This is a genomic window from Planococcus glaciei, from assembly GCF_900099655.1.
In the GTDB taxonomy this organism is placed as follows: domain Bacteria; phylum Bacillota; class Bacilli; order Bacillales_A; family Planococcaceae; genus Planococcus; species Planococcus glaciei.
In genome coordinates, this window is the sequence record NZ_FNDC01000001.1 from 273,078 (window position 1) to 291,986 (window position 18,909).

The 18,909-nt window shown below is 49.4% G+C and carries 17 protein-coding genes and 1 riboswitch; of the genes, 7 read left to right on the forward strand and 10 right to left on the reverse strand.

The window, feature by feature from the left end; translation table 11 throughout:
• Positions 1–60: 60 nt before the first annotated feature.
• From thiW to BLQ32_RS01405, 6 genes are all read right to left on the reverse strand, one after another.
• Positions 61–549: an energy coupling factor transporter S component ThiW gene (thiW, locus tag BLQ32_RS01380; protein ID WP_036805369.1), complete on the reverse strand. Its 489-nt coding sequence runs from the start codon at positions 547–549 to the stop codon at positions 61–63.
• Complete coding sequence (gene thiE, locus BLQ32_RS01385) at positions 546–1,202, reverse strand: thiamine phosphate synthase (RefSeq protein WP_280513345.1); 657 nt, start codon at positions 1,200–1,202, stop codon at positions 546–548. Before thiE ends, thiW begins: the two co-directional genes overlap by 4 nt.
• Positions 1,183–2,022: a bifunctional hydroxymethylpyrimidine kinase/phosphomethylpyrimidine kinase gene (gene thiD, locus BLQ32_RS01390; RefSeq protein ID WP_053165004.1), complete on the reverse strand. Its 840-nt coding sequence runs from the start codon at positions 2,020–2,022 to the stop codon at positions 1,183–1,185. The genes thiE and thiD overlap by 20 nt, the downstream gene beginning before the upstream one ends.
• Positions 2,019–2,810: a hydroxyethylthiazole kinase gene (gene thiM / locus BLQ32_RS01395; RefSeq protein WP_074508805.1), complete on the reverse strand. Its 792-nt coding sequence runs from the start codon at positions 2,808–2,810 to the stop codon at positions 2,019–2,021. Before thiM ends, thiD begins: the two co-directional genes overlap by 4 nt.
• A gap of 1 nt (position 2,811) precedes the next feature.
• Positions 2,812–3,495 carry a thiaminase II gene (gene tenA, locus BLQ32_RS01400; protein ID WP_074509091.1) on the reverse strand — a complete coding sequence of 228 codons (684 nt, stop codon included), beginning with the start codon at positions 3,493–3,495 and terminating at the stop codon, positions 2,812–2,814.
• 133 nt (positions 3,496–3,628) lie between these two features.
• A riboswitch (TPP riboswitch) is annotated at positions 3,629–3,732 on the reverse strand.
• 34 nt (positions 3,733–3,766) lie between these two features.
• Entirely contained in the window at positions 3,767–4,897 is a 1,131-nt protein-coding gene (locus BLQ32_RS01405; RefSeq protein ID WP_074508806.1) for an ABC transporter ATP-binding protein, read from the reverse strand.
• Positions 4,898–5,233: 336 nt separating this feature from the next.
• Here BLQ32_RS01405 and BLQ32_RS01410 point away from each other — a divergent pair, with 336 nt between their 5' ends.
• From BLQ32_RS01410 to BLQ32_RS01420, 3 genes are read left to right on the forward strand one after another with little or no spacing between them, the layout of a single operon-like run.
• Positions 5,234–6,556: an ABC transporter substrate-binding protein gene (locus BLQ32_RS01410; protein ID WP_053165001.1), complete on the forward strand. Its 1,323-nt coding sequence runs from the start codon at positions 5,234–5,236 to the stop codon at positions 6,554–6,556.
• Positions 6,557–6,571: 15 nt separating this feature from the next.
• Positions 6,572–7,483: a carbohydrate ABC transporter permease gene (locus tag BLQ32_RS01415; RefSeq protein ID WP_036805387.1), complete on the forward strand. Its 912-nt coding sequence runs from the start codon at positions 6,572–6,574 to the stop codon at positions 7,481–7,483.
• Positions 7,484–8,410 (forward strand): carbohydrate ABC transporter permease, encoded by a 927-nt coding sequence (locus BLQ32_RS01420; protein WP_115650557.1) that lies wholly within the window; start codon positions 7,484–7,486, stop codon positions 8,408–8,410.
• A gap of 240 nt (positions 8,411–8,650) precedes the next feature.
• Here BLQ32_RS01420 and rlmN read toward each other — a convergent pair whose 3' ends face one another.
• Positions 8,651–9,721, reverse strand: coding sequence for a dual-specificity RNA methyltransferase RlmN (gene rlmN, locus BLQ32_RS01425; RefSeq protein ID WP_036805390.1), 1,071 nt, complete (start codon positions 9,719–9,721; stop codon positions 8,651–8,653).
• Between the two features lie 158 nt (positions 9,722–9,879).
• Here rlmN and BLQ32_RS01430 point away from each other — a divergent pair, with 158 nt between their 5' ends.
• The gene (locus BLQ32_RS01430; protein ID WP_036805393.1) at positions 9,880–10,350 is read left to right on the forward strand and encodes a VOC family protein; all 471 of its coding nucleotides are present in this window, start codon (positions 9,880–9,882) and stop codon (positions 10,348–10,350) included.
• 192 nt (positions 10,351–10,542) lie between these two features.
• On the opposite strand, the gene BLQ32_RS01435 is transcribed toward BLQ32_RS01430, so the two are convergent.
• The 3 genes from BLQ32_RS01435 to BLQ32_RS01445 form a co-directional block, all read right to left on the reverse strand.
• A complete protein-coding gene (locus tag BLQ32_RS01435) occupies positions 10,543–12,057 on the reverse strand; it encodes a succinyl-CoA:acetate CoA-transferase ScpC (RefSeq protein WP_036805396.1) in 1,515 nt (504 codons plus the stop codon).
• A gap of 243 nt (positions 12,058–12,300) precedes the next feature.
• Positions 12,301–12,945 carry a LytTR family DNA-binding domain-containing protein gene (locus BLQ32_RS01440; RefSeq protein WP_074508807.1) on the reverse strand — a complete coding sequence of 215 codons (645 nt, stop codon included), beginning with the start codon at positions 12,943–12,945 and terminating at the stop codon, positions 12,301–12,303.
• A 120-nt stretch (positions 12,946–13,065) separates the two neighbouring features.
• Positions 13,066–14,559, reverse strand: a complete 1,494-nt coding sequence (locus BLQ32_RS01445; RefSeq protein ID WP_074508808.1) for a succinyl-CoA:acetate CoA-transferase ScpC — start codon at positions 14,557–14,559, stop codon at positions 13,066–13,068.
• Between the two features lie 406 nt (positions 14,560–14,965).
• Between BLQ32_RS01445 and BLQ32_RS01450 the strand changes: the two genes are divergently transcribed.
• From BLQ32_RS01450 to BLQ32_RS01460, 3 genes are all read left to right on the forward strand, one after another.
• Positions 14,966–16,201: an MFS transporter gene (locus BLQ32_RS01450; RefSeq protein WP_074508809.1), complete on the forward strand. Its 1,236-nt coding sequence runs from the start codon at positions 14,966–14,968 to the stop codon at positions 16,199–16,201.
• Positions 16,202–16,290: 89 nt separating this feature from the next.
• Positions 16,291–17,523, forward strand: a complete 1,233-nt coding sequence (locus BLQ32_RS01455) for an MFS transporter (protein ID WP_074508810.1) — start codon at positions 16,291–16,293, stop codon at positions 17,521–17,523.
• A 177-nt stretch (positions 17,524–17,700) separates the two neighbouring features.
• A complete protein-coding gene (locus BLQ32_RS01460) occupies positions 17,701–18,900 on the forward strand; it encodes an MFS transporter (protein ID WP_053164988.1) in 1,200 nt (399 codons plus the stop codon).
• Positions 18,901–18,909: the final 9 nt, after the last annotated feature.

The following is an 18,909-nucleotide window of genomic DNA, read 5'->3' on the forward strand; positions in this document are numbered from 1 at the left end:
TATCCCTGTATTTCCCCCTAATTCCTTACAACTAAACACATTGCGGAGAATGAAATATTTTTAATTTAACTGTAATTTAGAATGGTTGCGCAAAAGCTTCTGTACGACGACCGCTCCAAGTACAGCCCCTGACAGGCTGGAAATGAAAAAAGGCGGCAGGAAAAAGAAAGCGGCGAGGTCTGTGCCCATTAAAAAGCGGGCATAAGGAACGGCGACAAGCGATGCGATGATTCCCGTCCCCACCACTTCACCCGCAGCTGCAAACCACACTTTGCCGAATTTGGCATACATCACCCCGGTAATGAGCGCGCCGATCATCCCTCCCGGAAAAGCGAGAAGCGAACCGGTTCCTGTCAGCACCCGGACAATTGCCGTCAAAAAGGCAATCAGCAGTGCCGGTCCCGGCCCCAGGAGGACCGCTGCGATGACATTCATCGCGTGCTGAATCGGATAGGCGCGTGCGATGCCTGCCGGAAAAGAGACAAACGCTGACCCGGCGACACTGATCGCTACGAACATGGCAATCAGTACCATTTTTCTGGTGGTCATTTTTCAGCACCTGCCTTTATTGATTCGTTAAATCGCCTGATTTGAAGGGGAATATTTTTCGCATGGGCAATAGCTGAAATCACGGCCACTCCGTCCGCTCCTGCAGACCAGACCTGCCCCGCATTGTCCGGTGTGATGCCGCCGATGCCTATCACCGGGAGTCCGGGATAGCGGCTTTTTACAGCCATGATCCCGGAAATGCCCGCCGGACTTTTTGCATCCGCTTTGGATTGTGTGCCAAAAACCGGACCCATGCCGACATAGTCTGCCCCGCTAAGCAGGGCTTTTCCCGCTTCTTCCAACGAATGCACGGAGACGCCCAAAATCTTGTCGGGGCCTACTAAGCGCCTTGCTGCGTTTGCTTCCATGTCTTCCTGTCCAATGTGGATGCCGTCAGCATCAAGTGTACGTGCAAGCTCCACATCGTCGTTGACGATAAACGGCACGTTGTATGCGCGGCACAGCCGTTGGCATTCTGCCGCAAAATCCAGCAGCAACTCTCCAGTTAAGGCACCCGCTCCTTTTTCCCTTAATTGGAAACAGCTGATGCCTCCAATCAAAGCGGATTCCAGAACTTCCAGCGGATCCCGCCCCGCTGCATTCTGGCTGCCCATTATAAAATAAATTACCGGCTTACTGAATAACTTGGACATGTCTGGCGCCTCCATTTCTACGTACATATGCCTGGTAGGCTGCATGATTGGTCGGCCCATGTCCGGCGCCGATATGCAATTCTTCGCTGAGGGCTGCCTGGATAAACTGCTTCGCCGTGCAAATGGCGATTTCCACTGGCTGACCCTTAGCCAGTTCCGCCGTCAGCGCAGCAGCAAACGTGCAGCCGGTTCCATGAGTCTGGCTGGTGTTGATGCGCGGCGAACGAAACAGCCGCTCTTTTCCGTCCCGCGTGAGGTAATAGTCTTCTGCAATTTGCGGATTTGCTGCATGGCCGCCTTTAATGACAACCGATGCCGCGCCCAACAACAAAATCTTTTCGGCTGCCCGCTTCCTTGACGTTTCGTCAGAGATGGAAACACCGCTGATCACTTCCGCTTCCGGAAGATTCGGCGTCACCACTAAGGCAAGCGGCAGCAAATGCTGCTTCAAAGCCTCCACTGCTTCCTGCTGCAGGAGGCTTGCACCGCCTTTGGCAATCATGACCGGATCCACTACAAGGTTCTGCCAGCCATATTGCCGGATGGCGGAAGCGGCCTCTTTAATGGTTTCCGCATCAAACAGCATGCCGGTTTTCAATGCCGCAATTTGAAAATCCTCTCCGACGGCCCGCAGCTGTTCCCTCACTCCATATACCGGCACTGGATAAATGCCCGTAACGCCCAGTGTGTTCTGCGCAGTCACGGCTGTAATGACCGATGTAGAATAAACCCCCAGTTCCTGAAACGTCTTAATGTCCGCCTGGATGCCTGCCCCTCCTCCTGAATCGGATCCGGCAATGGTCAATGTTTGTAGCATCATCGCTTTAGCGCCCCTTCCTTTTCATGCATAAATTTATTCAGTTCCCCTTCGCCTATAGCTGCTAAATGATCTAAAAAGGCGCTTTGAAATGCACCTGGAAGTTCTGCCTGCCGGCTCGCGCGTTCTCCTGCGATGGCGTAATAGCGCATGGCAGCGGCTGTTGCTTCGAAATGTGCTTGGGGATGCACTGCCAGGAACGCTGCCACTACACCGCTGAGCAGGCAGCCGGTTCCTGTAATAGAAGACATCATTTCATGGCCGTATCGAATTTCGGCTAGCCGTTCACCGTCCGTGACAAAATCCGTTGCACCGGATACGGCAACAATCAGCCCCAGGCGCTTGGCTGCTGTTCGGGCCAGCTCTCCAATATCTGCATCCCCTTCACCGGCATCGACGCCTTTTGCCTGCCAGTCGGCGCCGGCAATGGCTGCCAGTTCGCCGGCGTTGCAGCGGATAACAGAGACGTTCACTTCCTCCAGAATTTTATTGACCGCGTTTTTCCGGAATTCCGTCGCTCCCGCTCCAACCGGGTCGAGCACGACCGGCGTCCCAAGCGCGTTCGCTGTTTTCCCGGCAAGCAGCATGCTGCTTAAACTTTGGCTGTTCAAGGTCCCGATATTCAGCGACACCGCATCCGCCAAAGCGGCCAGTTCAGCCGCTTCTTCCGGCGCTTCCCCCATAATGGGCGAGGCACCGAGCGCCAGCAGCCCGTTTGCCTGGAAATTCGAGACGACGTGATTGGTGATGCAATGGACAATCGGATTTTCTTTCCGCACTTTTTCCAGCATCTTAGACACCTGCCTGGCTATACGTGTTCACTGTCCAGGATTCTTTCCGCCATGCCTGCTCCCAGAAATTCCATTCGTAATAGCTGCTGCGCCGGAACCGGTCTTTCAGTTCTGTCCGGCGTTTTTCCGGCAGGCCGGATGCCAGTCTATCCATCCGGTCCATCTGTTCTTTGACCAACTCGCCGAACTCCGCGGAACCGTAAGTGCCGATCCAGCGGTCGTAAATCGGATGGTCGGGTTTGGCGTTTTTCAGCCGTTCGCCAATTTCGTGGTAAAGCCAGTAGCAAGGCAAAATGGAAGCGAGCACATCGGCCAAATCGCCTTCCACCGACCGGTACATATGGGAAACGTAGGCATACGCACTCGGCGACGGTTTAAAAGCTTCCCAATCCTCCTCCGTAACGCCAAGCAGTTCCATAAACGACTCGTGCAAAGCCAGTTCAGCGGCGCACGTGTGCTCAGAATGAAAAGCAAAGCGCTTTGTCGTCTCCAGATCGGTTGCTTTGACTGCCCCGATGGCCTGGATTTTTGCAAAGTGGCTTAAATAATAGGTGTCCTGCATGACGTAATGCCGAAATACATCCAGCGGCAGCGTGCCGTCCGCGATGCCTTTCACAAACGGATGATCAAAACTTGCCTGCCACAACGCGCTGCACTCAATACGAACTTCTTTACAAAATGCCATTTCTCCATCTCCTTTGATTTTCGGCTTCAGCACCTGGCTCATCTTGTTCTTTCAGGCACATCTGCCGTTTTGCCAAATAAAAAAACGCCGCTCTCCAGTAAAGGAAAGCGGCGTATGCAGTCGAATGAAAGAAGGCATGCGTTCGCCACTTCCCTCCGCTGGTATGATCCAGATCAGGTTCAAAGGGTCCGGGCTTATGCCCGTCTCAGCCGATATCCGGCTCCCCTAGTGGTGTTGATTATTCGGTTGTCAAAATCACTTTAACACAAATTTACGAAACTACAACAGGCTTTTCTGATTTTTCAGGCTTGATGCGCTCTCCGCTGACCGGATCAAAGAAATGGACGCGCGACATATCGAAGGCAAGACGCGCGGTCTGCCCCGGCTCGATGCGGTTGTCGGCATCGACGCGGGCGATGAATTCCTGTTCGCCGTAAACGGCATAAATAATCGTTTCAGCGCCGGTCAGTTCAGATACCGTAATCACCGCGTCAATATCGCTGTGCGGAATGCCAGTTAAATCTTCGTTGTTTACGTGGATATGTTCCGGCCGGATGCCAAGCGAAATCGGCGACCCGTCATAGCCTTGATTCTTCAGTACGCTCAGCGTCTCTGCAGGAATATCGATAACGCGGTCGCCCATGACAAATGCACCGCCTTCTAATTTCCCGTCAAAGAAGTTCATGGCCGGCGAGCCGATAAAGCCGCCGACAAAACGGTTGGCCGGAAAATCATATACTTCTTTCGGACTGCCGACCTGCTGGATCAAGCCGCTCTTCATGATGACAATGCGCGTCGCCATCGTCATCGCTTCGGTCTGGTCGTGCGTTACGTATATGGTGGTGGTTTTCAGGCGGTTGTGGAGCTTGGCAATTTCAGCACGCATTTGAACGCGGAGCTTGGCATCCAGGTTGGACAACGGCTCATCCATCAGGAACACTTTGGCGTCGCGCACAATCGCACGTCCCAAAGCTACACGCTGGCGCTGCCCGCCGGAAAGAGCTTTCGGTTTCCGGTCTAGGTATTCTTCCAGGCCGAGAATGGCGGCGGCTTCATTTACCCGTCTTTTGATTTCCTCTTTTTTGAATTTGCGGAGCTTTAATCCGAACGCCATATTTTCATAGACGGTCATGTGCGGATAAAGCGCATAGTTCTGGAACACCATCGCGATGTCGCGCTCTTTCGGCTGAACGTCATTCATCCGTTTGCCGTCGATGAAAAACTCGCCTTCTGTTATTTCTTCCAAGCCGGCAATCATGCGCAAAGTTGTGGATTTCCCGCAGCCTGAGGGGCCGACAAAGACAATAAATTCTTCGTTTTTAATATGAAGATTAAAATTGGTTACGGCAGTCGCACCATTATCATATGTCTTCCCTAAATTGTTGATCAGAATCTCTGCCATTATGCCACTCCCATTCTTTTTTACCTTAATTATAAACAGTTTTCTGTATATTACAAATCACAATATTGGAAAAAAACTGTCTATACCCGATTGCAAAATCCTTTAAACTCGGCACTTAGTCCTATTATCTGTATATTTAGATTACTCTTTGAAAAGAAGATGAAGTTGTTATATACTTCTACTAGACATGAGAAGATGGAAGATTTTGTGGTTCTTTTTCTAATAGAAAAAGAGGCATTTTTTCGCTGAAAAACAGGCAGAATTTATCCCTTACTTCGACTGTCGAAGATATTATTTGTACTTATTTTCAAACTACACCAAAAGGAGTGGAACAGGATGAACAAACTAAAGGTTTTTATTATTTTGATTGCCGGCTTGGCTTTGATTCTCAGCGGCTGTTCAGGTTTTCAGACGAACAACAGCGGCGGCGACGAAGCAGCAGTCAATGAAGACGGCAAAACTGTCGTCGATTTTTGGACGTTCTGGGGATCTGAAATCCGCCGTCCGATCATTGAACAAATCATCACGGACTTTAACGAATCACAGGACGAGATTGAAGTAAAACACACCTATCTGCCATTCGGCGATATCTGGACCAAGGAACTGGCAGCCATTGCTGCAGGCGATCCTCCTGATGTCGTCATCAACGACATTAACGCCACTGCGCTCCGCGGCCAGAAAAAACAGGCAATGAATTTGTCGAAGTTTTTGGAAGAAGACGATATTTCCAAGCGCTTCTATCCGGAACTGTGGGACGCGACTCTTTATGAAGGCGATTCATACGGCATTCCTTTCAATACCGATACACGTGTACTTTTCTATAACAAAGACGCCTTTAAAGAAGCGGGGCTGGATCCTGAAAAACCGCCGACTACCTGGGCAGAGCTGGAAGAATATGCAGCAAAACTCGACAAAAAAGCAGGCAGCAACTATGATCGGGTCGGATTTTATCCGTTATGGGGCATCGGGTATGACGTATGGCTTTTGAATGCCAACGGGCAAAGCTATTTTGACGATCAAGACAATTTCGAAGTGGATACAGCTAAAAACGAAGAAGTGCTGAACTGGCTTAAATCCTGGAAAGACAAATACGGCGAAGATGTCGTCAATTCCTACCAGGCCCAGATCGACAGCCAGCAAGGACATCCATTCTTCACGGGAGACTTGGCGATGATTGCACAGGCGCCGACCTTCTATACACAGATCCGCGACTATGCACCTGATTTGAATTTCGGCGTTATTGAACTTCCAGAATACGAAGAAGGCAATGGTAACACCAGCTGGGGCGGCGGTTTCGTCGCTGAAATTCCGGAAGGATCAAAGAATTCCGAGGCAGCTTGGGAATTTATCAAATATTTGACGGATGTGGAAGCGCAAGAATACTGGGCAGTGAAAAACTTTGACAATGTTGCCAATATCGAAGCGGCCGAAGCGGCAGCAAAATCGGACGAATTTACAGAAGACGGCACGATGGTTTATGAAAAAGCCGTTGAAAATATGGAGCATACTTTACTGACTCCGGTTCCGGTCATCGCTCCAGATTTCACCAGCCTGATTAATCCGAACATCGATGAATTCCTGCTCGGTTCGATGACAGCGAAAGAAGCGCTGGCGAAATCGCAGGCCGATGTCGAGAACTTAATCGAGAAAAACAAGTAACAAGGAGGTGTCACTTTGGGGAAAAAAAGATTGACCATGCGGCGCAAAGAAAGCATTTATGGCTATATTTTCGTGTTGCCATGGATCATCGGCTTTCTCGCTTTCACTGCGGGGCCTTTGGTATTTTCATTTGTGGCAAGTTTTACAAACTATAATATTACATCGCAGATGGACTTTGTCGGAGCAGAAAATTATCAAGGGCTTTTCACTGAGGACAGTCTTTTTTGGACCTCTCTTTGGAATACCTTGTACTTCGTTATCTTTTCTGTACCGCTAACCACAATCGGCGCTATTTTCCTCTCGGCGCTCCTGAATCAGGACATTCCCGGCATGCGCGTATTCCGGACGCTGTACTATTTGCCGGCTGTCCTGTCGGGCGTGGGCGTTTACATGTTATGGATGCAGCTGCTTGACCCGGGAACGGGGATGGTCAACCTGGTCCTTAGCTGGTTCGGCATCGACGGCCCCAACTGGCTGTTTGACCCGGACTGGACGAAGCCTTCCATCATCTTTATGAAACTCTGGAGCGTCGGCGGCTCAATGCTCCTGTACCTTGCGAGCATGCAGGGCGTTTCCAAATCGCTTTATGAAGCGGCTGAAATCGACGGCGCCAATACATGGAAAAAGTTTTTCCATATTACGATTCCGATGATTACGCCGGTTATTTTCTTTGATGTCGTGACCAGCCTGATCGGCGGCTTCCAAATATTCCAGGAAGCATACGTCATGTCCAATAACGGCGAAGGTGGACCGGCGAACTCCTTGCTGTTCTATAACTTGTACATGTGGAAGCAAGCCTTCACCAACTTCAATATGGGCTATGCCATGGCGATGTCATGGATTCTCTTTGTCATCGTATTCATCTTGACAATTTTCAACCTGAAACTCGCTCCCCGTTGGGTGCACTACGAAGGGGAGGAGAAGTAAATGGACAAACCGACGGATAATCTCGATTACTTAGACAAGGCAGACAACCTGAAAACCATTGAAACGGCAAATGAAAACCCAAGTTTCTTTGAGCACCGGGGCAACCGCAAAAACATTCTGGTGGTTTTCAATTTCGTTTTGCTCGCAATCGGCAGTTTGCTGATCCTCTCCCCGCTCTGGTGGATGTTCGCCACTTCCCTCAAAACGATGGCGGAAGTGATGAGTTTCCCGCCGTCGTTCTGGCCGGAGGATTGGCTGTTCTCAAACTACATCAAGACATGGGAAGCGGCGCCTTTTACCCGCTATACCATCAATACGCTGACCATCACGATTCTGGTCGTCATCGGCAATGTCCTATCCAACTCATTTATTGCCTATGGCTTTGCGAAAATTCCGTTCCGCGGAAAAAACATTCTGTTTGCCATCGTCCTGGCGACCATGATGATTCCCGGATTCGTTACCCTGATTCCGCAGTATGTGCTGTTTGCGAACCTCGGCTGGGTCAATACGTATTACCCGCTGATCGTGCCGGCGTTTTTCGGCAGTGCATTCAATATCTTCCTTCTGCGCCAGTTCTATATGACGATTCCGACCGAATTGATCGAAGCTGCGAAAATGGAAGGCGCCAACCATTTCTACATTTGGTGGAAAATCGGCTTGCCGCTCACCAAGCCGGCAATCGCCACTGTCGCCATCTTCTCGTTTAACGGCGCTTGGAACGACTTCCTGGGGCCGCTGCTGTATTTGAACGACGAGAACCTGTACACGCTTCAAATCGGCTTGCAGGTGTTTAAAGGGCAGCTCAGCACCCAATGGAATTACTTGATGGCCGGCTCGCTTCTTGTGTTGTTGCCAGTCATCCTGATTTTCTTCTTTTTCCAGAAATACTTTATCCAGGGCATCAACCTCCAGTCCGGAGGAAAATAAAGATCGCTTGGACGAAAACCCCATTGGCAACGATTGCCGATGGGGTTTTTTATTTTTCATAAGAGTTTCGGCTATTCCTGAATTTATGCGCGCCTGGAGGATTTTATGCGCGTTCAGCCAAATTTATGCGCTCTTAGAAAATTTTATGCGCGTTCAAAAAGATTTATGCGCGTTCACCAAAATTCGACACATAAAAAGGGCACCTCGTAGGAGGATGCCCTTTTTTCAACCAGCTTTCTCTTAAAGAGCAGCTGTTTTTTCTTTTTTGATTTGTTTGCTGCGGAGTTGGCCGCAAGCCGCGTCGATGTCCGCGCCTTGTTCCTGGCGCACGCCGCAGTTGATGCCTTTCTTTTTCAAAGCGTCGAAGAAAGCGCTGATTGCTTCCGGTGTGCTTTGCTGGTACTGGTCATGCTCGCTGACCGAGTTGTACGGAATCAAGTTGACGTATGACAAATGGCGCTTGTCTTCAAGCAATTTCGCCAATTGGTGCGCTTCTTCGACATGGTCGTTGACATCGCGCAGCAAGATGTATTCAAATGTGATGCGGCGGTTGGATTTTTCCAAATAGTAATCGATAGCCGCCATCAATTTTTCGATTGGGTAGGCTTTGTTGATTTTCATGATGCGTGAACGCAATTCGTTGTTCGGCGCGTGAATGGAAATTGCCAGGTTAACCTGCAACCCTTCGTCCGCATAATCGTAGATTTTCGGCACGATACCGCTTGTTGAAACGGTGATGTGGCGGGCTCCGATAGCCAAACCTTTTTGCGAGTTGACGACATTCAAGAAGCCCATCAAGTTCGTGTAGTTATCGAACGGTTCGCCGATTCCCATGACCACGATGTGGCTGACGCGCTCGTCTTTTTGCTGTGCATCAAAGTGAGCCTGTACTTGCATGATCTGCTCAACAATTTCGCCCGCATTTAAATCGCGGCTCTTTTTCAAAAGTCCGCTGGCGCAGAAACTGCAGCCGATGTTGCAGCCGACCTGTGTCGTTACACAAACCGAGTTGCCGTATTTAAAGCGCATCAAAACTGTTTCAATCAAGTTACCGTCCTGCAGGCGGAACAGGAATTTGATTGTGCCGTCAGCAGATTCCTGCTTGACCGCCTCTGTTAATGTGCGGATCGCAAAGTTCTCTTCCAAAAGCGCAATGACCTCTTTGCTGAGGTTGTTCATCTGGGAGAATTCAGTGACGCGTTTAATATATAGCCAATCCCATACTTGTTCAGCACGGAATTTCTTTTGTCCATTTTCTAAAAACCATTCTTTTAATTGATCAATCGTCAATCCATAGATGGAATTTTTCATTATTAGTACCCTCATTTCAGAATTTCACAATTGCTTATTATAATACTAAAAATTACCTTTGACAACAACTATTTTTGTTTATACAGAAAAATCTGTTTTTAATAACGGATTAAATCATCCGCTTATGGGTAAAACTGATATATAAAGGAGGCGATGAAATGGGCGAAATCACGCATGTCGGGCTTGCAGTCCCCGACTTGGACCAAGCGATCGACTGGTATTGCAAAGTGTTCGGCTTTTACGTGCTCGCAGGTCCTTTTGACTTTGACGCAGCAGAAGCGGAACCGGATAACATGACCCAGGATCTGCAAGGGGCCGAAGTCCAGAAAATGCGCAACGTGCATTTGATGTCGCTTGGCGGAATCGGCATTGAACTGTTTGAGTTTCAGGAACCCCTATTTAAAGGAGAAAGTGCATTTCCCCATAAGGGATTTTTCCATATCTGCCTGATTGTCGACAACCTGATTGAGACCATCGAACGGATTGTCCAGCATGGCGGCAAGCAGCGCAGCAAAATCTGGAAAATGTCAAAAACCAAACCGCATTACCTTGTTTATACCGAAGACCCGTTCGGCAACATTGTCGAACTCTATACCCGTAACACATCCGACATGTACGGCGGGCAGTAGGAAATGCGCAAGCGCCCATGTAGCTCCGCCAAGCGCTGGAAGCCTTTCGGGAATAGCGTTCCTTGCCATACCCGAAAAGGCAGAAGCGACTCGAGGGGCTGGGCGCTGGATAATAAAGAAAAGCGCAGCCACTCACGCAACCCTTAAAAAACCAGCCTTTCCGTCGATCCGGAAAGGCTGGTTTTTATCGGTTTACACCAATTGTTCTTTTTTCGGCAGCATCGAACCATGCTGAGCCAAGTTCGTGTGCCATGCAAAAGCTTTTTCCAGCACGTGCGGCGTTTGGCCGCCGCGCGTCAATGCTTCTGCGTAATACTCGCGAAGTGCATCGCGGTAAGAAGGATGGACACAGTTTTCAATGATGAGTCCGACACGCTCGCGAGGCGCCAGCCCGCGTAGGTCTGCATAGCCTTGTTCTGTTACGACAATGTCCACATCATGTTCCGTATGGTCTACGTGAGAGACGAACGGCACAATGCTTGAGACTTTGCCTTCTTTGGCAATCGATTTCGTTACAAAAATGGCAAGGCGTGCGTTGCGGGCAAAATCTCCGGAACCGCCGATGCCGTTCATCATTTTCGTACCGCACACATGCGTCGAGTTCACATTTCCGTAAATGTCGAACTCGAGTGCCGTGTTGATGGAAATCAAGCCGAGGCGGCGGATGATCTCCGGATGGTTCGAGATTTCCTGCGGGCGCAGGACAATTTTATCGCGGTATTTTTCAAAATTGCCGTAAACCTGCTTCATTTTCTCTTCAGAAAGCGTAATTGAACAGCAGGAAGCGAAATCCACTTTGCCGGCGTCCATCAAATCGAATACAGCGTCCTGCAATACTTCCGAATACACTTCCAAGTTTTTAAACTCCGAATCGATCATGCCATGCAGCACGGCATTTGCCACGGACCCGATGCCGGATTGAAGCGGCGCCAATTTTTCTGTCAATCGTTCTGCGCGGATTTCCGAACGCAGGAACTCAAGCAGATGGTCTGCCATCATTTTCGTTTCCTCATCCGGCTGGACGATTGTGGAAGCCGAATCTTTCTGCTCGGTAAATACGATGCCGCGGATTTTATCCAGCTCAACCGGGATGCCGATCGTGCCGATGCGGTCATCCGCTTTGGTCAACGGAATCGGCATGCGCTCGCCTTGTTTCCCGGTATCGTATATGTCATGGATCCCTTCAAACAATTCAGGCTGTGCCATATTGATTTCCACGATGATGTTTTTCGCATGTTTTGCAAAGATTGCGGAGTTTCCGACAGATGTCGTCGGAATGATCATGCCGTCTTCGGTTATCGAAAGCGCTTCCACGATTGCAAAGTCAATTGTTTCTGTAACATTGGTGCGAATCCATTCCGCTGTATGGGACAAATGATGGTCGACAAACAGCATTTCGCCTTCGTTGATTTTTTTGCGCATCGCCGGTTCTGCCTGGAACGGCAAGCGTTTGTTGACAATGCCTGCTTCTGCAAACAATTTGTCGATATCCGAGCCTAATGAAGCTCCTGTAAATACATTCACTTTAAAGCTTTCCGTTTCTGCCCGCTTTATTAAAGCAAAAGGAACCGCTTTTACGTCTCCCGCACGTGTAAATCCGCTAAGGCCCAACGTCATGCCGTCTTGAATCCACGAAGCCGCTTCTTCAGGCGTTACCACACGATTCACTAATTCAGCAGCTCTTACCCGTCCAAGTTTTTTCTCCATATCCATCACTCTCTTTCGAAGTTAATAAGCTAACCCACATTTGACACAAGATAAAGCGTTTTCATGAGCGACCGCTCAGTTTTAATCCGTTTTGTTTTATAGAAGGACTTCCTTTTTTCAGCGTCTGTTATTTTCTAATTATTAGATAACTTTATCTTAAAATGTGTCTAAAATGTGTTTTGCAGGGTAGAAGAGCGATAAAAATGGCTAAGGCAGATAATTTGGAGCCTGAAGCAGCACTTTCTAAAATCCGAGCAATTTCCGGAAATAACTTGAATAGGATTGGCTGACCGGGATGCGCGCGCCGTTATTCATTGCCAGCACAAAAGTCGAATGTGTATCCGGGTAAATCTCTTCTATATGGTGGACATTCACGATAAACGAGCGGTGGCAGCGGATGAACAAGTCCCTCGGCAGCATGTATTCAAATTCCTGCAGCGAGTTTTTATTCGTCCCCCAAAAATCATCCGCATAGACATAGGTCTTGCGGTCTTTCACTTCCAAGTATTTTACGTCGCTGAACGGAATCGGCTTCCAGCCATCGGCGCTTTTCACGGTGACGACGGACTTGCCGTCTGTAAATGCCGGATAAATCGCCATCACCACTCCTTCGAGCTGTCCGTCCTGCTCGAACGGCACCGCCATGCCGTGGTAAGGCACGCCAAAAATCTCCTTGTCAATAAACTCCGAAGCTTTCTGTTTTGTTTCCAGCGCTTTATAAGCGATGGTTCCTTCTTTTACCGGATCGCCAATTTGAATCTTCAAATCGATCCGCTTGCTTGGCCTGTAATAGATATATTCCTTCGTATTCGATACCGCAATTGAGATTTCATCAGAAAACAATTCTCCAATGACATTTAACAGCGAATCAAGTGTAAGCCTCTCCATAATCGGCCTCCTGTCTTTTATCAATGCTTAAATTATAGCGCAGCCCCATGCCTGCTCCCAGCACAAATTAAAACAGCCGCCCTTTTTAGGGGCAGCTGTTCGATTTTCCGCCATATATCATTATAGCATCGTGCCGGTTTGCGCCAATTTCGCGTGCCATGAAAAAGCCTGTTCCAGCACATGAGGCGTTTGTCCGCCGCGCGCCAAAGCTTCCATATAATAAGCCCGCATTTTTTCTTTGTACATCGGATGCACACAGTTTTCGATGATCCGCGGTGCCCGCTCCCTTGGAGCAAGCCCCCGCAAGTCCGCATAGCCCTGTTCCGTCACTACGATATCGACGTCGTGTTCGGTGTGATCGATATGGGTCGCAAACGGGACGACGCTCGAGATTCTGCCGCCTTTGGCAATCGATTTGGTAACGAAAATCGAAAGGCGTGCATTGCGGGCAAAATCTCCGGACCCGCCGATGCCGTTCATCATTTTTGTCCCCGATACATGGGTCGAATTGACGTTGCCGTAAATATCGAATTCGAGTGCCGTGTTGATGGAAATCAACCCAAGGCGGCGGATGATCTCCGGATGATTGGAAATCTCCTGCGGCCGCAGGATCAGCTTGTCTCGGTATTTTTCGAAATTGCCGTAGACCTGCTTCATTTTTTCCTCAGACAAGGTGATGGAAGAACTCGAAGCAAAACGGACTTTCCCTGCATCAATCAACTCGAATACCGCATCCTGAAGCACTTCCGAGTACACTTCCAAGTCGTCAAACTCTGAATCGAGCAAGCCGTGAAGAACCGCATTGGCCACGGTTCCGATGCCCGACTGCAGCGGAGCCAGGCGTTTCGTCAACCTTCCTGCCCGGACTTCGGAACGGAGGAAATTCAGCAAATGCTCTGCCATCTGCTCGGTCTCTTCGTCCGCCGAGGCAATCGTGGAAGGGGAATCCGGCTGATGCGTAAAAACGATGCCCCGCACCTTCTCCAAATCCACTGGAATCCCTGGAACGCCAATGCGGTCATCCACGTGAGTCAGCGGAATCGGCAGGCGCTCGCCTTGTTTGCCGGTGTCGTAAATATCGTGTATCCCTTCAAACAACGCCGGCTGTGCCGTATTGATTTCCACAATGACGTTTTTCGCATACTGCACAAAAAGAGCCGAGTTTCCGACCGACGTAGTGGGGATGATCAATCCGTCTTCCGTTATGCCCAGCGCTTCAATAATAGCGAAGTCGATCGGTTCGATGACGCCAGCTTTGATCCATTCCGCCGTCTGGGACAAGTGATGGTCGACAAACAGCATTTCGCCTTCGTTAATTTTCCGGCGCATCACCGGGTCAGCCTGAAACGGCAGGCGCTTGCCCACGATACCCGCTTCTGCAAATAAACGATCGATGTCCGAACCCAAAGAAGCCCCGGTAAACACATTCACTTTCAAGCTTTCCGTTTCAGCCCGCTTGATCAATGCAAGCGGCACCGCTTTGGCGTCCCCCGCTCGTGTAAATCCGCTGAGCCCCAATGTCATGCCGTCCTGAATCCAAGATGCCGCCAGCTCTGCGTCAATAATCCGTTCCTGCAATTGTATGGCTTTAATACGTTCTATAGTATGTCCCATCACAGTCACCTTTCGTGGCTCAATTGTCTTCTGTTCCTGCCTTAATTATACCTTACCTTTATAGGGTCTTAATAAACCCCTGCTCCCTGCTTCTGCTATATTAAGCTTTTTATTCACAGCGCTGTAACAAAACCAAATAAGATTCTTTCCTCTGTAAGCGTTCCATTTGCTATTCAGAAGTGATATTCAGATAATTTTCAAATGCAAAAATGAATAAAAAAGGCTTTGTATCAGCTTTTATAAATAATGAGAATATTTATATAACAAAATAATAAATTGTTATTAATTAGTGATATTTTTATGAGCAAAACACATTGACTTTAAGGGTTTTTCATCATAATATATGAAAGTTGTCAAAACGAGTAGAGTTTGTACAATAATTTCAATTGAATCGAGGCACCATTTAATGTCTTCACTTCAACACAAGAAAATCAGCATATTAATGATTACAATGTTTATTGCGATAACAAGTTTTGGAATTACCGGTCCGGTGATTCCGGCTTATCTGGAATCGATCAACCAAGGCGGGATGGCTTCAGGAATGATCATTGCGATCTTCGCCGGTGCACAACTTCTGTTTGCCCCGCTTGGCGGCAAATGGACCGACCAATTTGGCCGCCGCAAAATGATCATCATCGGTCTGATGCTGATCACTGCCGGCGGCTTTTTATTTTATTCAACCGACGTCTTATGGATTTTGTATGCGGCGCGGGTCATCGGCGGAATCGGCGACGCGTTCCTGATTCCGGCAGTTTTTGCCTATACAGCGGACATCACGACGCCCGAACAGCGCGCGAAAGGGACTGGCCTCGTGACAGCTTCCATGTCGATGGGCCTTGTGGCGGGACCGGCCATCATGCTGTTTATGTCGGATTTCGACGTAAAAGCGCCGTTTCTCCTGTCTGCTTTTATCACTCTTAGCGCAGTTCTGTTCTCCGTCGCATTTTTAAAAGAAAGCGACCCTTTGCGGACGGGGCAAGCCAATGTACGGGATTTAGCGGATGAAGAATCGATGTCCAAAAAAATTGCCCGTTCCACCAAAATGCCGTATTTCATTCCATTGGTTATCACGTTCGTGATGAGCTTCGGTTTAATCGCTTACGAATCGATTTTCGGCCTGGTGCTCAACGACGAATTCAATGCCAGCGTCCAGGACATCGCCCTTATGTGCATCGCCATCCAGGGCGTCAGCGTTTTGACCCAGCTGTTTGCAGTCGAGCGGCTAATCCGCCGCTTTGGGGAAGTGCCAGTCCTAATTGCGTTTCTCGGCGTTGCTTCTGCCGGCTTCCTGCTCGCGCTTATAGCTGACACGTACGCCATGTTCTTTGCCGTGACATTGATCATTTTCATGGCCATGTCCATCCTCCGCCCGGTGTTGAATATCCTGGTTTCCAAACTGGCAAAAGGCGAAGTCGGCTTTGCGATGGGTCTCAGCACTTCTTTCATGGGCATCGGCAACGTCATCGGCCCGATTTCAGCGGGGCTGTTGTACGACATCAACCTGGTCTTCCCGTTCCTCCTCGGGCTCATCATGCTGGCAGTCACGATTTCAATTACTGCTGCCTGGCACATTTCGCGCAGCAAAAAAGCGGCCGAGATGCCTGAAGAAGCACTTTCATTTAAAGCTGAATCCGCTGTTTAAGCGGACAGCTTGCTGTTTGACTATCACCTCTCCGACGCTTTGCTTTTGATGAAATCAATTTATTCGATAGAAAAGAGGCTTTTCCTGTAATGTCTTCTCAACAACGCAAAAAAATCACGATCCTGATGGTGAATATGTTTATCGCCATCGCCAGCTTCGGAATCATCGTCCCGATTCTCCCCGCATATCTCGTATCCATCAACCAGGGCGGTACCGCCGCCGGTTTGATGATTGCCATCTTCGCCGGAGCTCAGCTCCTGTTCTCGCCGCTTGGCGGCAAATGGGCAGACATCTACGGACCGCGCAAAGTCATCATCATCGGCTTGTCGCTCTTGACGGTTTCCATGCTGATGTTCTATGCGACGGATTCCATTTGGCTTCTGTATGCTTCCCGCATCGTCGGCGGCATCGGTGACGCTTTTCTTGTTCCGGGCATCTTTACGTATGTAGCTGGCATCACGACAGCTGCGCAGCGCGCAAAAGGCACGGGCCTGGTCACTGCGTCCATGTCGCTCGGTTTGGTCATCGGACCTGGAATCGGCGGCTTTTTGGCTGATTTCGACTTGAAATTGCCGTTCCTTGTTTCGGCGATCGTCACTTTCACTGCTGTTGTCTTTTCATTGGCCATGCTGAAAGAAATTGCGCCGACCGCCGACAGCACGAAGCAGGCGGAAGAATTTGCAAAAGACGAATCGATGCTGGAGCAAATCGGCCGTTCCGTCAAAATGCCGTACTTCATTCCATTGATCATTACGTTTGTCATGAGCTTCGGGCTGGTCGCTTATGAGTCGGTCATCGGCATGTATTTGACGACAGAATACGGTTCGACTTCAAAAGACATCGCCATGATGATCACCGCTACCGGCCTTGTCAGCGTCATTGTCCAAGTATTTGTCGTCGACCGTCTGGTGCGCCGCTTCGGCGAAGTGCCGGTATTGATCGCTTTCCTCGGCCTTGCGACTGTAGGTTTCCTGTTATCGCTTGTTGCGGGAAGCTACGCTACGTTTTTCGGCGTATCGCTCGTCATCTTCCTGGCAATGGCCATTTTGCGGCCGGTGCTCAATATCCTGATTTCGAAAATGGCAGAAGGCGAAGTCGGCTTTGCGATGGGCATGAATACGTCCTATATGAGCCTCGGCAATGTCCTCGGGCCTTTGTCTGCCGGCCTGCTGTTCGATTTCAATATCAACTATCCGTTCATCCTGGGCCTCGGCCTGTTGATCGTCACCTTGTCCATTGCGGTTGTCTGGCGCAGTTCACGTACAGCCAAAGCATTGGCGCTTATGCGCATAGAAGAATCTGAAGCTGAGTCTCTTGTTTAAGAGATTCAGTTTTTTATTGGCAAAAATACACGTTCGGCGGAGAATAAATTTCACCTTCCGAAATAAATTTCCGAAACTCAGTTCAGTTGCATTGACAAAAACTGCCTGCTCAAATTACTATAGGTAGGCTGAGAAAAAAACTCGGAACTATATATAGAAGAAAAGAGGCTGCTGCCCATGTCTGCGGACCAAAGAAAAAAGATCATCATATTGATGATCAATATGTTTATTGCCATCGGAAGCTTCGGCATCATCATCCCGATCCTTCCCTCTTATCTCCAATCGATCAATCAAGGCGGCTTGGCTGCCGGCCTCATGATTGCCATATTCGCGGCGGCGCAGTTTGTGTTCTCGCCGGTTGCCGGCAAATGGGCGGATCAGTATGGCCGTCGGAAAATGATCATTTACGGGCTGGCCGGTTTGACGCTGTCCATGTTTGTGTTTTATCTGTCGGATTCCATCTGGATTCTGTACCTGTCGCGCGTAATCGGCGGAGTCGGAGCTGCGATGCTCGTTCCGGCCATCTTTGCCTATATCGCCGACATTACAACGTTCGACCAGCGGGCTAAAGGAAACAGCCTGGTTTCTGCCGCCATGTCGCTTGGCATCGTTGTAGGGCCCGGAATCGGCGGATTCCTGGCGGAGTACGACTTGAAATTGCCATTTTTGGTATCCGCTCTTGTTTCGTTAGTGGCCGTTCTCTTCTCGATGATCTGGCTGAAAGAAAACGATGCTGTTGAAGCGGATCCGGCGTTGGCTGCTACCTTAACCGATGAAGAATCCATGATGAAGAAAATCGGGCGCTCGGTGACCATGCCGTATTTCATTCCGTTGGTGATTACCCTTGTCATGAGCTTCGGTTTGCTGGCGTATGAATCGGTCGTCGGTCTATACCTCGACAATCAGTTCCAGTCGACCGCCAAAGACATCGCCTTTATGATTACCGCTACAGGCATCGTCGGTGTGATCGTGCAGCTGTTCATCGTGGACCGCATCGTCCGCCGCTTCGGCGAAGTGCCTGTGCTGATCGCCTTTATCGGTGTCGCAGCAGCCGGCTTCCTGTTGTCGTTGTTTGCCGGAAGCTACGCGATGTTCTTTACCGTCTCACTGATCATCTTTATGGCTACATCCATTTTGCGTCCGGTGCTTAATACGCTCATCTCCAAAATGGCTGAAGGCGAAGTCGGATTTGCGATGGGCATGAACAATGCTTACATGAGCATCGGAAATGTCATCGGACCGCTTCTTGCCGGAGTGCTTTATGATTTCAATATTTCTTATCCGTTCATCCTGGGATTTGTGATGCTGATGGTCACCATGATGATTACGGTCACTTGGCAGCGTTCACGCACTGCAAAAATCAATCCTGCTTTGTAATTCGGTAAA

Bases quoted from the DNA above. Each gene is read 5' to 3' on its own strand.
- thiW (WP_036805369.1), bottom strand. From the start codon at position 549: ATGACCACCAGAAAAATGGTACTGATTGCCATGTTCGTAGCGATCAGT.
- thiE (WP_280513345.1), bottom strand. From the start codon at position 1,202: ATGTCCAAGTTATTCAGTAAGCCGGTAATTTATTTTATAATGGGCAGC.
- thiD (WP_053165004.1), bottom strand. From the start codon at position 2,022: ATGATGCTACAAACATTGACCATTGCCGGATCCGATTCAGGAGGAGGG.
- thiM (WP_074508805.1), bottom strand. From the start codon at position 2,810: ATGCTGGAAAAAGTGCGGAAAGAAAATCCGATTGTCCATTGCATCACC.
- tenA (WP_074509091.1), bottom strand. From the start codon at position 3,495: ATGGCATTTTGTAAAGAAGTTCGTATTGAGTGCAGCGCGTTGTGGCAG.
- BLQ32_RS01405 (WP_074508806.1), bottom strand. From the start codon at position 4,897: ATGGCAGAGATTCTGATCAACAATTTAGGGAAGACATATGATAATGGT.
- BLQ32_RS01410 (WP_053165001.1), top strand. From the start codon at position 5,234: ATGAACAAACTAAAGGTTTTTATTATTTTGATTGCCGGCTTGGCTTTG.
- BLQ32_RS01420 (WP_115650557.1), top strand. From the start codon at position 7,484: ATGGACAAACCGACGGATAATCTCGATTACTTAGACAAGGCAGACAAC.
- rlmN (WP_036805390.1), bottom strand. From the start codon at position 9,721: ATGAAAAATTCCATCTATGGATTGACGATTGATCAATTAAAAGAATGG.
- BLQ32_RS01430 (WP_036805393.1), top strand. From the start codon at position 9,880: ATGGGCGAAATCACGCATGTCGGGCTTGCAGTCCCCGACTTGGACCAA.
- BLQ32_RS01435 (WP_036805396.1), bottom strand. From the start codon at position 12,057: ATGGAGAAAAAACTTGGACGGGTAAGAGCTGCTGAATTAGTGAATCGT.
- BLQ32_RS01440 (WP_074508807.1), bottom strand. From the start codon at position 12,945: ATGGAGAGGCTTACACTTGATTCGCTGTTAAATGTCATTGGAGAATTG.
- BLQ32_RS01445 (WP_074508808.1), bottom strand. From the start codon at position 14,559: ATGGGACATACTATAGAACGTATTAAAGCCATACAATTGCAGGAACGG.
- BLQ32_RS01450 (WP_074508809.1), top strand. From the start codon at position 14,966: ATGTCTTCACTTCAACACAAGAAAATCAGCATATTAATGATTACAATG.
- BLQ32_RS01455 (WP_074508810.1), top strand. From the start codon at position 16,291: ATGTCTTCTCAACAACGCAAAAAAATCACGATCCTGATGGTGAATATG.
- BLQ32_RS01460 (WP_053164988.1), top strand. From the start codon at position 17,701: ATGTCTGCGGACCAAAGAAAAAAGATCATCATATTGATGATCAATATG.